Here is a 13,158-nt window from a genome sequence, read left to right on the forward strand (position 1 = left end):
TGTGACCAATATTTTACAAGCCATTGATGTGCGCAAAGCCTACGCTGCGCACGTCGCCCTGAGTGGCGTTAGTCTCGAAATTCCGGAACGTAGCATCTTCGGCTTACTAGGGCCGAACGGGGCGGGTAAGACCTCGCTCATTCGCATCATCACGCAGATTACGGCCGCTGACTCGGGCGAAATTCGATTCCGGGGCGAGAAGCTCAACCCAAAGCATATTGCCCAAATTGGCTACTTGCCGGAGGAGCGCGGGCTGTATAAGAAGATGAAGGTGGGCGAACAGCTGCTCTACCTAGCCCAGCTCCGTGGCCTAAGTCGGGCTGATGCAACCCAGCGCATCAAAGCGTGGCTGGAGCGCCTAGACCTGAAGCCCTGGGCCAACAAGTTTGTGGAAGACCTCAGCAAAGGCATGCAGCAGAAAGTGCAGTTCATTGCCACGGTGTTGCACGAACCTAGCTTGATCATATTGGATGAGCCGTTCTCGGGCTTCGACCCCATCAACGCCAACCTCATCAAAGATGAGATTATCAACTTACGGGAGCAAGGTGCTACCATCATCTTCTCCACCCACCGCATGGAATCGGTGGAGGAAATGTGCGACAATATTGCCCTGATCAACCGCTCCCGCAAGGTGCTCGACGGACCCGTGGGGCAGATCAAGAATACCTTCAAAACCAACACCTACGAGGTAGAGGGCAAAGGCCGGCTCATGGTAGTGCATCCCGATTTTGAGGTATTGGAGCACAAAGAGCGCGAAAACGGCTTCTTCTACGACCGAATTAGGCTGCACGCGGGTGCCACACCCAATGATTTACTGCGCTACCTCATCAATAATGTGGAGGTGCACGCCTTCCGCGAGCAGATTCCGAGCATCAACGAGATTTTTATTCGGCGCGTGCAGGAGACCATGCCGGAATCGTTGGTGGAGGAAGTAACCCAGTAAATGCACAACCTGCTGTCATGCTTAAGCAAGCTCAGCATGACGTTCTTTAGTCCCTTATATACCTAGTTGAAGAGATGAACTACAAATTTTGGCTGATCGCCCAACGCGAATACCTGACGCGCGTCCGCAAAAAGAGCTTCGTGGTGCTGACAGTACTTGTGCCGCTGCTGATGGCGGGCGTTTTCGCGTTCGTCGCAAAGCTGGCGAAGTCCGATGACAACAAAGTGGACGTCATTGAGGTGCGCGACGACACCAACCTAGGTCTCACGAGCCGACTACCCACAACGGAGCAGCTGTTGTTTTTGCCAGCGGCTGGGTCGCTGGCCGAGGCGAAGCAAAGCTTTCAGAAGTCGAAGCACGATGGCTTGCTCTACCTCCCGCCAAATTTGGATGTGCAGAATCCGCAGGGTATTCAGCTTTTCGCCAAGGGCAACGTGAGTATGCGCAAGCAGCGGGCCGTTGAGAATGCGCTAAACAAAACCTTATCGGACCTGAAGATGCAGCAGTCGGGGCTGACGCAAGAGCAGCTCGACCGGCTTCGCTCCAAAGTCTTGCTCACGACCGTCGCCTTGGATGAGCAAGGGCAGGAGAAGAGCAGCGACACCATGGCGACTACGGCCGCGGCGTACGCGTTGGCACTGCTCATTTACATGTTCATTTTCATTTACGGCGTGCAAATTATGCGCGGCGTAGGGGAGGAGAAGTCGAACCGTATTATGGAAGTAATGCTGTCGTCGGTGAAGCCGTTTGACCTGATGATGGGCAAAATTGTGGGTATTGCCGCGGTCGGCCTTACGCAGTTTCTGTTGTGGGGTGTGCTTTCGTTTGGGGCTAGTTCGCTAGTAGGCTCAGCCGTGTTTGGCGGCAACAATGCTCAGCCCGTAGCAACCGCTGCAACACGCTCTGCCACTTCTGCCGAAACGGACAACAAGCAAACTGCTCAAGCAAACGCAGCCAATACCCGCCCGGAAACAGCAATGATGAGCGGGCGCTCGGCTATTTTCGATGCCCTAGGTGATTTGCCAATCGGAATGATTATGGGTGGTTTCCTCATCTATTTCCTTGGTGGTTATCTGCTCTACGGTGCCCTGTTTGGTGCCATTGGTGCGGCCGTCGACGATCAGACGGATACGCAGCAGTTTATGTTTCCAGTGACGATACCACTCATTCTCAGCTACATCATTGGCGTGTCGGTTATTCTGCGCAATCCGGATGGTCCGATTGCCTTCTGGATGTCGATGATTCCGTTTACTTCTCCTATTGCCATGGTTATACGGTTGCCGTTTGGCGTGCCGCTGTGGCAGCTAGGTTTGTCGGTGGCCCTGCTGATAGCCGGTTTCATTGGGACGGTGTGGCTGGCGGCCCGCATTTACCGCGTAGGCGTGCTGATGTACGGCAAGAAAGTGACTTACCGGGAGCTAGGGAAATGGATGTTCTACAAAGGATAAATCGGCACTAGCCAATCTATAACGTCGTAGAGACGCGCTACTTTGCGTTGACTTGCTGGAGCAAACGAACCTAAAAAGCTAGGTTGGGTTGTTCTGGTAGAAGACGTGGAGTTGTGTGTCTCTACGACGTTATAGCTTAATCACGAAGCGCGGCTGACAACAAGTGGCGTTTTTACTTTGCTTCCTTTCTCATGATGCACAAGCTTTTTCTGCTGCCTTTGTTACTTGCCTTGCTCAGCTTTACCGCCGCCGACCGGCCCGCGTATCGCCTCTTCATCGCCAATGGCAAATCGGGCGACTACGACCAGATGCTTAAAGAGCTAGCCCAGGCTGATGTAGTGCTATTTGGAGAGCAACACAACGACCCCATTGCGCACTGGCTGGAGCTTCAGGTAGCCAAAGACCTAGCCCAGCGTAAAGCCGGCCAGGTTGTACTAGGCATGGAGATGTTTGAGCGCGATGTGCAACCGCTGGTGGAGCAATACAACGTGGGCGAGCTAGATGATAAAGCCTTTGAGGAGCAAAGCCGCCCGTGGCCTAACTACGCCACCGATTACAAACCACTGCTCAAGCTAGCCCAGCAACAAAAGCTGCGAGTAGTGGGCACCAATGTGCCGCGCCGCTACGCGTCGCAGGTGGCCAAAGCTAGCCTTGGCTCCTTGGATGCATTGCCCGCCAGTGAAAAAGCTTGGCTGGCGCCGCTGCCCATCACCGTCGATTACGAGCTGCCGGGATACAAGAACATGCAAGCTATGTTCGGGGGCGACGCGGCCCACGGAGCCGGCGTGCAGAACATCATCCAAGCCCAAGCGCTCAAAGATGCCACTATGGCTTACTTCATTCGCCAAAACCGCCAACCCGGCCAAGTGCTACTCCACTTCAATGGCAGCTACCACTCCGACAACCACGACGGCATCGTGTGGTACCTCAAGCAAGCCGACCCGAAGCTGAAGATTTTAACTATATCGACGGTGGCGCAAGAGCAGCTAGGCAAGCTGGAGAAGGAAAACGAGCAAAAAGCCGATTACGTATTGGTGGTGCCAACTGACATGACGAAGACGTATTAATGACGCTATGCTCTCTACCCTAACCTACACCGCGCTACCTAGCCAAGAAAAGCTGCAAGCCATCTGCAAGGCTGTAGCGGTACTAGATGCCTTGAACTCACCCGAGTACGAATACCGCTACTATTCCTACAACAAGGGGTGGGCAGAAGGCGAAGAAGTATTCGAGATGCAGGACGGCGAGGGGGACCAGATGCTCATTCTCTTTCGAGCCGAAGGCTGCGTCATCAACGGGTATGCCTCTGACTATGAGGAATCTGATAAGAACCAACTAACGCGTGGCTTACCGGACGTTTTTGATGAGTTTATCTTCGGTGAGCCTGTTAACTCTATCGGTACAACCTTCTGCCTGTGGTACACGCCGGCGCACAAGTGGCAGATTGGGCAGCTCGAAACGGATGAAGATGGCTCCGAAAACTTTCTTGACATCTTCGATGGCAACCCGCACACCTATATCGAGTGGGCTAGCGAATACTATGATGAAGACCAGGATCGGCCGGCGCCCTCTTTGGATGCTGTAACGAGCATCTATCAAGGTAAACCACTAACCAAGGACCTAGCGCTGGCCATTGTACCCCATGTAGAAGATTGGCAGCAGCTCGAACGAGACCTACAAGAAATTGGCTATCCTTATGATTTTAATTAACTGTTGGCCTGCTAATTAAGTAGCGTAGAAAAATAACTTTAATAGATAAGAAGTTAAGCAGCTCTGTGCTTTATAATAAAAATAAAGTATGCAATGAATAAATCAGAGGCATTAGGGTTAAATTTTGTTTACGCCAACTTAATACTCAACATATACGGTTTATTCACGGCAATAGCATTTAATGTATATCCTAAAGGTTTGCCATTTAGTCTGACACTAGGTTGGTTATTTATGTATTATGCTTGGGCCGCCTTATACCTCGGTATCCCTTTGTTTATCATTACTATTTGGTTAGCGCCTGCTGGAACATTTATAAATCGAACAAAGGCAGGTGCTATTTATTTGCGTGCTTTTCTCCTGAATCAAGCTTTAGTCATGCTGATTTGGTTGGCACCATTTATTTATCTTTTCTTAGTCAAATAATTTTTGAAGCCAAGAATACCGAATCCGACATTTATTAAACAACCTTGGTCGTTGTGCTGTCTTCACAGTGCATGGCAACAAAAACCACCTTTCTCACGGCCGATTGGCGTTATCTGCTTCTCGCAAACTATCCGGTTGAGGCGAGCGTCTTGCGGCGTCACTTACCAGCCGGGGTAGAACTCGACGATTGGAACGGCACGCACTACGCGAGCATGGTTGGGCTGCTGTTTGAAGATACTCGCATGCTAGGTATTGGCTTTCCCTGGCACCGCAATTTTGCCGAGGTGAACCTGCGCTTTTATGTCCGGCGCAAGACGGCCGCGGGGTGGAAGCATGGGGTGGTGTTTGTGAAAGAAATCGTATCGAAGCCAGCTATCGTGTTGGTCGCTAATACGCTCTACCAAGAGAAATATGTGGCCTTGCCCATGCGACACCGCATCGAAGCTAGCCCCACCGGCGAGCTGACGCTGGATTACAACTGGAAGATAAAAGGAGAATGGAACTACTTGCGTGGTACGGCTGCCGCTAGCTCGGAGCCCATGCTGGAGCATAGCGAGGCGGAATTCCTAGCCGAAAACTACTGGGGTTTCACGCGGCGAAGTGCAACTAAAACCTCAGAATATGAGGTGGTGCACCCGCGCTGGACGATTCGCACGGTGTCTGATTTTTCCTTCCACTGCAACGTGGCGGCGCTTTATGGCTCCGAGTTCGTTGAGACGTTGCAGCAGGAACCTAGGTCTGTGTTTATGGCCGATGGCTCTGCCGTCAAGATTATGAGCGGCGAGAAAGTATTGTAAAAGCAAAGCCCCGGCAACCAAGGTTGCCGGGGCTAGGTATTATGGGCTGCGAAGGCTGCGCTTACGCCGAGAACGACGAGCCGCAGCCGCAGGTGCTTTTTGCTTGGGGGTTGTTGAAGACAAAGCCCCGAGCGTTCAAGCCATCCTGGAAATCGACTTCCATGCCCATCACGTACATGGCGTGTTTCTTATCCATGATGAGGATGACGCCGTCGAGGTCAAAGGTTTCGTCTTGCTCTTTCGGCTTATCAAAGCCTAGTAGGTAGCTCAGGCCCGAGCAACCGCCGCCCTGCACGCCTACGCGCAAGCCATATTCGGCTGGTACGTTTTTCTCGGTAAGGATATTTCTAACCTCCTCCAGGGCACGAGGAGTGAGGCTGATAGGAGCAAGCTTGGTGGAAACGGCTGTTGCCATGGTGCGTTCCTGGTTAAGTAAAGAAAGTACGAAGATACGAAGTCGGTAGAATCGTTGCACGACCCTCTGTTGCTTAACAGCGAGGGTGCCCATCCGGTTCACAACTATCTTTGTCAACTATTACGCCAGCGTTTCGTTCATAGGTTGCCATACCACATTTCTCTTATCTACTGATTTGCAAGCTGCCAGCTTGCCCCGCTTACCCGCATGAATACAACTCTTTACCTTTTCGACCTTCTCAAAATCATTCTGCCCGCGCTTATCGTGGCCGGTTCTGTGTTCTTGCTGATTCGGCAATACTTGGAAAAAGAGCAGCAGCGCCGCCTAATTGAGTTGCGTTTGCAGAGCACCAAAGAAGTGTTGCCGGTGCGCCTGCAAGCCTACGAGCGGGTGATTTTGCTCTTGGAGCGCATCACGCCTAACAATTTATTGGTTCGCCTAAACAGCGCCGGGCAGTCAGCATCTGAGTTTCACCGCTTGCTCCTGCAAGAAGTTCGCGCCGAATACGACCATAACCTGAGCCAGCAGCTCTATATGAGCCCTGATGCTTGGGAACAAGTTCGGCAGGCCAAGGAACACATTCTAGGGCTTATCAACCAAGCGTATCAGGGCATCAATACGCCCCAACAAGCCCGTGGTACTGAGCTAGCAAAGCGCATCTTGGAAGGCTTGATGGCCGACGAAGCCGACCCCACCGCGCAGGCAATCAGTGCTGTAAAGCGTGAGGCGACCGGGCTATTTTAAGTTGCTGTACATCAGAAAATAAAAGCGTCATGCTGAGGTAGTGGCCTCGGCATGACGCTTTTTCATGATATAGCCAGCTTAGCTTGAGCTATACTGCTGCTAGCTGCGTGTCGATGGCTTTCTGGTAGCACGCTTCGTACATCGGGACAATCTTGTTGATGTCGAACTCCTCGGCGCGGGCGCGGGCGGCGGCTTTGAACCTAGGTAGGTTGTCGTCTTGCAGGATGAACAAGGACTTCTGTACCATGTCGTTCACGTCGCCAATGGCGCTAATGCTGCCCGTTACGCCGTCTACATTCAGCTCAGGAATGCCGCCGGCGTCGGTGCTCACCACGGGTACTTCACACGACATAGCCTCTAAGGCTGCTAAGCCAAAGCTCTCTTTCTCTGAGGGCATCAAAAATAAGTCGGCCACGCTGAGTACTTCTTCTACGGCTTCGAGCTTTCCGAGGAAGCGAACATCATTGGAGTGCTCTAGCTCACGCACTACTTTTTCAATGCGCTGACGATCGGGGCCGTCTCCTACCAGCAGAAGCTTGGCGGGGATTTGAGCCCGCACGCCAGCAAAGATGCTGATAACATCATCCACGCGCTTCACTGAGCGGAAGTTAGACGTGTGCACGAGCAGCTTTTCGTCCTGCGGGGCAATGGCCGCCCGGAAGTGTCCCTTGTTTTGCTTTTTAAAACGCGTCAGGTCAATGAAGTTGGGAATTACTTCGATGTCCTTTTCAATGGCAAAGTGCTGGTACGTTTCGGCCCGCAGATCCGCAGATACCGACGTTACTCCGTCGCTCTGGTTGATGCTGAAGGTGACTACCGGTTCATAGCTAGCGTCCTTGCCCACTAGCGTGATATCCGTGCCATGCAGCGTTGTGATAACAGGCACGGTAATGCCCTTCGTCCGTAAAATCTGTTTGGCCATGTAGGCCGACGAAGCATGTGGAATGGCATAGTGCACGTGCAGCACGTCGAGCTTCTCATTCTGCACAATGTCCACCATTTTCGAAGCTAGGGCTAGCTCGTAAGGCGGAAATTGAAACAGCGGATAAGGCGGTACATATACTTCGTGGTAGAAGAGGTTTTCGTTAAAGAAATCAAGGCGCACAGGCTGACTGTACGTGATGAAATGCACCCGATGTCCTCTGAGCGCTAGTGCTTTACCGAGCTCGGTAGCAACAACGCCAGAACCGCCGAAGGTGGGATAACAAACAATGCCGATGTTCATGGTGTAAAGAGGGGCGGGCAGTAGCGCGAAGCTCCAGCTTCGTGCCTCGTTAAAAGTTTCTCGTTGGCAGATGCACCTCTATCTGCGCAACGAAGGGCGAAGCTGGAGCTTCGCGCCGTAAACAAAAATTGGCGGCAAGTCATCCAACAAGATGCTTACCGCCAATTGCGGGTCAAGGAGTATACGGGTGAAAACAGCAACACATCATGTCTTGAGCAAAGACTTATAAATCACGTCGTGGATGCGCGTGCGGATGTTATATTGACGCAACTTGTTGTTGCCCGCATCGGGATACACCCGATTGGAAAGAAAGATGTAGAGGATTTTGTTTTCAGGATCGAGCCACACGCAGGTGCCCGTGAAACCCGTATGACCAAAGGTGCTAGCCGGTGACAGGTTGGAGGTAGGTCCTTCGGCTTTTTCCGGGGTGCCATGGTCCCAACCTAGGCCCCGGCGGTTGTTGTTGGTCTGCGATTTAGCAAAGTCTGATACCACGGGCGTCTGAAAATAACGCCGGCCGCCGTACTGGCCATTTTGCAGGTTCATCTGCATCAGGATAGCTAGGTCGTTGGCATTTGAGAATAACCCCGCGTGGCCACTAACACCCCCCACCATGGCCGCGCTTTGGTCGTGCACGGTACCTTGCAATTGGGCGTGGCGGTAGTACGTATCGTTTTCCGTCGGGGCGATGCACACCTGCGGAAAGTGCTGCAACGGGTTGAAGCTCATGGTACTCAACCCTAGGGGCTGGTAGAACGTCTTTTGTAAAAACTGTTCGATGGGCTGTTGTAGCAGCTTCTCGCACACGTGCTTCAGGATGATAAAGCTCAGGTCGCTATACTCTACGGGATACTTGCCTTTCACCTTGGGTAGCAAGGTAGACCGCTGAATCCACGTCCAAACGGAGTCATCAGCGGTTTTGAGGCTGTAGGTGCCGGGAACTACCTCGTTGGGGAAGTCGCCGGAGCGGGCGCTGGCGTAGAAGGTCGGCTTCAGAGCACCTTTGTTTACCGTCCGCTCCCAGGTCGGGATGCCAGGCTTGAGGCCAGCTTGGTGCAACAGCACGTCGCGCACGGTCATGTTTTGCTTGTTGGTGCCGCGCAACTCGGGCAAGTACTCTACCAGCTTCGCATCTAGGTTCAGCTTGCCTTGATCTTTCAAGTACATCACGGCCTGGAGCGTACCGGCCACTTTGGTAACGGAGGCTAGGTCGTAGAGCGTGCTTTCGTCGATGGGGCTTTTCTTCTCGTAGGTTTGGTAGCCGTAGCTTTTGTCGAATACCACGGCGCCATTCTTGGCTACAAGTACCTGGCAGCCAGGTGCCGCCGCATAAGCCGCCATTTCGAGCGTAATGTTATCGATCTGGCTGAGCATCTTAGAATCCAGCCCTTCGCTCTCGGGTGTCGCATAGCGCAGCCGTTGCAGGTTGGCAGTTTGGATACCCTGCCCAGACTTCAACGTCGGCGACACAGTAACGGGTAGTCTGCCCCGGGCCGGCAATGCTCCAAACAAAACCTGCGGCACTACAAGCTGCGAGGGGTAGTTGTCTTCGTAGCCACAAACCAGCGTGCGGGCGCTTTCCAGGTATTTGAGCGAGTACGCATTACCCATCGCCACTACTACCGTTTTGATGCGCTTGTTGGCTTGTAGCTGCTGCAAGAATTTGATAGCGCCTTCCCCAATGCCGTAGCTGTGGGTTGGCGTGTTGTTCATGTTGTGCAGGCTGACTACTACCGTGTTATACGGAGCTAGCTGGGTGAGAATACGCGTAAAAGTAGAGTCGACGGCGTAGCGGTTCGGCACGGAGTACACCGGGCCTGCCTGGTACTTGTTCATCATGTCGCCGTAGGTGCTGCCCACGGGCGAACCAATGGTGACGGAGGCAATGCGCAACGTGTCGAGCCGCGTGAACGGCAGCAACTTGTCGTCGTTTTTCACCACCGTAACAGCGTGCTCGTAGATTTCCTGCTGCACCGTGCGGCTCAACGGCCGGTTTAGGTTCTGCATCAGATTTGGCAGATCTACTGGTCGGTAATGATTGAGCCCAGCCCAGTATTTTGCCCGCAAAATCTTGCGCACCCGAACGTCAATCTCTTCTTGGGTGATGCGGCCAGCAGTAATAGCCTCTCGGATTTTCTGCTGCGCAATCGGTACGTCCTCCGAGAACAGCAGCACGTCGTTGCCGGCCACGAGTGCCATGGCATCTACTTCGCCGGGCTTGTAGAGGTTCGCAACGCTGCGCATATTTAGGGCGTCGGTGAAAACCAGGCCTTTATAGGCCATTTTCTCCTTCAACAGTCCAGTCACTAAGTTCCGAGAAAGAGTAGTGGCCTGGGTACGCACCGTGTCAAAGAGCGGCATGTACAGGTGCGCCACCATCACCCCCATCACGCCGGCCTCGAAGGACTGCTGAAAAGGGTACAGGTCAATGTTGGTGAACCGAGCCATATCGGTATTAATGACCGGCAGCGCCACGTGCGAATCAATATCGGTGTCGCCGTGGCCAGGAAAGTGCTTGGCTACGGCAATAATTCCGTGATCCTGCAGCCCTTTGATATAAGCTACCCCGAGCTTCGATACCTGATCCTTGTTCTCGCCAAACGACCGATTGCCAATCACTGGGTTGGCGGGGTTGGAGTTAACGTCGATGACGGGCGAGAAGCTCACCTGCACGCCCAAGGTCTTCATCTTGAGCGCGATTTCGCGGCCCATCTGATACACGTACTGGTCATCGTCGGTGGCACCTAGGGTCATCTCCTTGGCAAAGTGCATGGAGCTATCGAGGCGCATATCGAGGCCCCACTCAGCATCAAGGGCAATGAGCAGCGGTACTTTGGCTTCGGCTTGGTAGCGATTGGTGAGAATCGCTTGTCGCCGTGGTCCACCCTGCAAGAACATTAGCCCGCCAATATGATAGTTGCGCACCAAGTCATCGATGTGCTGGACGTGCTTCTTATCCTTATTAGAATAGGCCGCCACCATAAACAGCTGACCCATGCGCTGGTCGGGCGTGAGCGTGTTCATCACGCTGTCGACCCAATTCTGCTCGGCCGCCGTAATGGGCCTTTCACCTTTGTCGTTGGGGGCGGAGGAAGAGATTAATAGACCCGTAACGGCCAGTAAAAGCAGTAAGAGTCTAATCTGAAAATCCTTGAGCATCGGCTCCCGTGATGATAACGTAATGTTGAATTCGAGTGGAAATAGCCGTACTTTTGTCTACTATTGAAAGCGATAAACGCCCCGTTGGCGGCCAATTTTAGCTGCCTCCTAGGTGGCGTCAAACGTTCCAAAAGCACCAGCCCAAAATTCCATTTGGGGCTGCGCAAACAAAGGTCGGCCGCGAAGTTACGGATTATTTCCCGAGGCCAAATGTAGCCTCAGCCTCGCCCGGCCACTTTTGCTTTTGTTAACCTATTCATTCTCAACTTCAGTTCCCGGCCCATGGCGGACGTGATTCAGTTGCTTCCCGAGTACCTAGCCAATCAGATTGCGGCGGGAGAAGTGGTGCAACGCCCGGCCTCAGTGGTCAAAGAGTTGCTGGAAAATGCGGTGGATGCCAAGGCCACGCAGGTCCGCTTAATTATTAAGGAAGCGGGCAAGCAGCTTGTGCAGGTTGTCGACAACGGGGCGGGTATGTCGCCCACCGATGCCCGCATGAGCTTGGAGCGCCATGCTACCAGCAAGATCCGATCCACGGAGGACCTCTTTAAAATTCGTACCCTAGGTTTTCGCGGCGAAGCGCTGGCGAGTATTGCGGCTGTGTCGCAGTTGGAACTGCGCACCAAGCAGCGCGACTACGATACGGGCACGTTGCTATTAGTCGACGGCTCGCAGGTGACCAGCCAACAGCCCGTTGCTTGCCCCGATGGTACGAGCATTTCGGTCAAGAACCTTTTCTACAATGTGCCCGCTCGTCGCAACTTTTTGAAAAGCAATGCGGTAGAGATGCGGCATATTCTGGATGAGTTTCAGCACGTGGCGTTGGCCAATCCCCAGATTGCTTTCTCTTTGCATCAGAACGAGCTAGAGGTGTTCAACTTACCGGCGGGTAAGCTTAGCCAGCGCATCGTGGCGCTGCTCGGGAATGGCTATAAAGAGCAGCTAGCTCAGTGCGAGGAGGTGACGCCATTTATTAGCGTGAAGGGCTATATCGGTAAGCCCGAATCGGCGAAGAAAAGTCGGGGCGACCAGTTTTTCTTTGTCAACAACCGCTTTATTCGTTCGGCTTACCTCAACCATGCTGTACTGGCCGCCTACGAAGGCCTGCTGCCCCGCGACACTCATCCGTTCTACGTGCTGTTCTTGGAGCTCGACCCCAAAACGATTGATATCAACGTGCACCCCACGAAGACGGAAATCAAGTTTGAGGACGAGAAAACGGTGTATGCCATCGTGCGTGCCGCTGTGAAGCAGTCGCTAGGTATCCACAACATGGCGCCTTCGCTTGACTTTGAGGGCGACGTGAACTTTGCGCCTATTCAGCCGCTACGCATCTCGGATACCGCCAAGAATAGCTTCGATACCAACTTCCGTCCGGATGCCCTTGCTTCGGCTGCCGCGCGGGCGGCGGCTACACCGCGGGAAGCTAGCTCAAAGGAAAAGTTTACCCCCGAGCGAAATGCGCCACCGCGCCCGACGGAGGAAGCAAAGCGCGGCCTGGAAGATTTTTACCGCTCCCTTGGTCAGACGGTAGTGCCCGACGTGCCTGCTACAACTCCGCCTAGTTCGTTTGCTAGCGCTACGCCGCCAACGCCTACGGAGCCAGCCGCCGCTGAGCTGCCACTGCGCGAAAGCAGCAGCGGCCCAGGAAGCCGAGCTATTCAGATCAATCAACAGTATCTGATGGTGCCTGTGAAGTCGGGGGTGATGCTCATTGACCAAGCGGCCGCGCGCGAACGGATCTTATACGAGCAATATACGCAAGCACTGGAACGAGAAAGTGGCTTGTCGCAAACCCTGCTATTTCCGCGCACCGTTACCTTTTCACCCCAGGACTTTTCCGTGCTGCGCGAAGTAACGGATTCTCTCTACGCCCTAGGCTTTCGTTTCACAGAGTTTGGTCCCAATACCATCGCCGTGGAAGGCATTCCGGCCGACGTACCTGCCCGCGACGAGAAGGAACTGTTTGAAGGGCTCATTGAGCAGTTTCGCATGAACGCCAGCTCCGTGCGCCTCGACCGGCGCGAGCAGATAGCGCGCGCTCTCGCCCGGCGCGTAGCCAACAGCAGCACCGGTAGCCGACTAGCGGAAGTGGAAATGAACACCCTTGTCGACAAACTGTTTGCGTGCTCAGTACCTAGCTACACGCCTGATGGTCGTCGTACGCTGGTGCTACTAGAGCTTAGTCAGTTGCAGGAGTTTTTCCGTAAGGGCTAGCAGTAGCGCGAAGCTCCAGCTTCGTGCCGCGTTGAACGTTTAGCGGCTGCGCTGGTTCAACGAATGACGTTCACCGA

The 13,158-nt window shown here is 53.6% G+C and carries 11 protein-coding genes; 8 read left to right on the forward strand and 3 right to left on the reverse strand.

Going from position 1 to position 13,158, the window contains the following annotated elements; all coding sequences use genetic code 11:
• Position 1 precedes the first annotated feature (1 nt).
• The 6 genes from BXP70_RS15160 (at position 2) to BXP70_RS15185 (ending at position 5,321) form a co-directional block, all read left to right on the forward strand.
• Positions 2-943, forward strand: a complete 942-nt coding sequence (locus BXP70_RS15160) for an ABC transporter ATP-binding protein (protein ID WP_086594941.1) — start codon at positions 2-4, stop codon at positions 941-943.
• 74 nt (positions 944-1,017) lie between these two features.
• The gene (locus BXP70_RS15165) at positions 1,018-2,391 is read left to right on the forward strand and encodes an ABC transporter permease (RefSeq protein WP_086594942.1); all 1,374 of its coding nucleotides are present in this window, start codon (positions 1,018-1,020) and stop codon (positions 2,389-2,391) included.
• Between the two features lie 191 nt (positions 2,392-2,582).
• A complete protein-coding gene (locus BXP70_RS15170) occupies positions 2,583-3,458 on the forward strand; it encodes a ChaN family lipoprotein (protein WP_317044470.1) in 876 nt (291 codons plus the stop codon).
• 7 nt (positions 3,459-3,465) lie between these two features.
• Entirely contained in the window at positions 3,466-4,101 is a 636-nt protein-coding gene (locus BXP70_RS15175; protein ID WP_086594943.1) for a hypothetical protein, read from the forward strand.
• Between the two features lie 93 nt (positions 4,102-4,194).
• Positions 4,195-4,524, forward strand: a complete 330-nt coding sequence (locus BXP70_RS15180; RefSeq protein ID WP_086594944.1) for a hypothetical protein — start codon at positions 4,195-4,197, stop codon at positions 4,522-4,524.
• A gap of 71 nt (positions 4,525-4,595) precedes the next feature.
• A complete protein-coding gene (locus BXP70_RS15185) occupies positions 4,596-5,321 on the forward strand; it encodes a YqjF family protein (protein ID WP_086594945.1) in 726 nt (241 codons plus the stop codon).
• A gap of 61 nt (positions 5,322-5,382) precedes the next feature.
• Here BXP70_RS15185 and BXP70_RS15190 read toward each other — a convergent pair whose 3' ends face one another.
• Positions 5,383-5,736 carry a HesB/IscA family protein gene (locus tag BXP70_RS15190; protein ID WP_086594946.1) on the reverse strand — a complete coding sequence of 118 codons (354 nt, stop codon included), beginning with the start codon at positions 5,734-5,736 and terminating at the stop codon, positions 5,383-5,385.
• A gap of 207 nt (positions 5,737-5,943) precedes the next feature.
• On the opposite strand from BXP70_RS15190, the gene BXP70_RS15195 reads away from it, so the two are divergent.
• Positions 5,944-6,480 carry a DUF7935 family protein gene (locus BXP70_RS15195; protein ID WP_086594947.1) on the forward strand — a complete coding sequence of 179 codons (537 nt, stop codon included), beginning with the start codon at positions 5,944-5,946 and terminating at the stop codon, positions 6,478-6,480.
• Between the two features lie 88 nt (positions 6,481-6,568).
• Here BXP70_RS15195 and bshA read toward each other — a convergent pair whose 3' ends face one another.
• Both bshA and BXP70_RS15205 read right to left on the reverse strand, forming a co-directional pair.
• Positions 6,569-7,705 carry an N-acetyl-alpha-D-glucosaminyl L-malate synthase BshA gene (bshA, locus tag BXP70_RS15200; RefSeq protein ID WP_086594948.1) on the reverse strand — a complete coding sequence of 379 codons (1,137 nt, stop codon included), beginning with the start codon at positions 7,703-7,705 and terminating at the stop codon, positions 6,569-6,571.
• A gap of 204 nt (positions 7,706-7,909) precedes the next feature.
• Positions 7,910-10,864: a glycoside hydrolase family 3 N-terminal domain-containing protein gene (locus BXP70_RS15205; RefSeq protein WP_086594949.1), complete on the reverse strand. Its 2,955-nt coding sequence runs from the start codon at positions 10,862-10,864 to the stop codon at positions 7,910-7,912.
• Positions 10,865-11,146: 282 nt separating this feature from the next.
• Here BXP70_RS15205 and mutL point away from each other — a divergent pair, with 282 nt between their 5' ends.
• Positions 11,147-13,081 (forward strand): DNA mismatch repair endonuclease MutL, encoded by a 1,935-nt coding sequence (mutL, locus tag BXP70_RS15210; RefSeq protein WP_086594950.1) that lies wholly within the window; start codon positions 11,147-11,149, stop codon positions 13,079-13,081.
• The last annotated feature ends 77 nt before the right edge of the window (positions 13,082-13,158 follow it).

This window comes from Hymenobacter crusticola (assembly GCF_002154225.1).
GTDB lineage: Bacteria > Bacteroidota > Bacteroidia > Cytophagales > Hymenobacteraceae > Hymenobacter > Hymenobacter crusticola.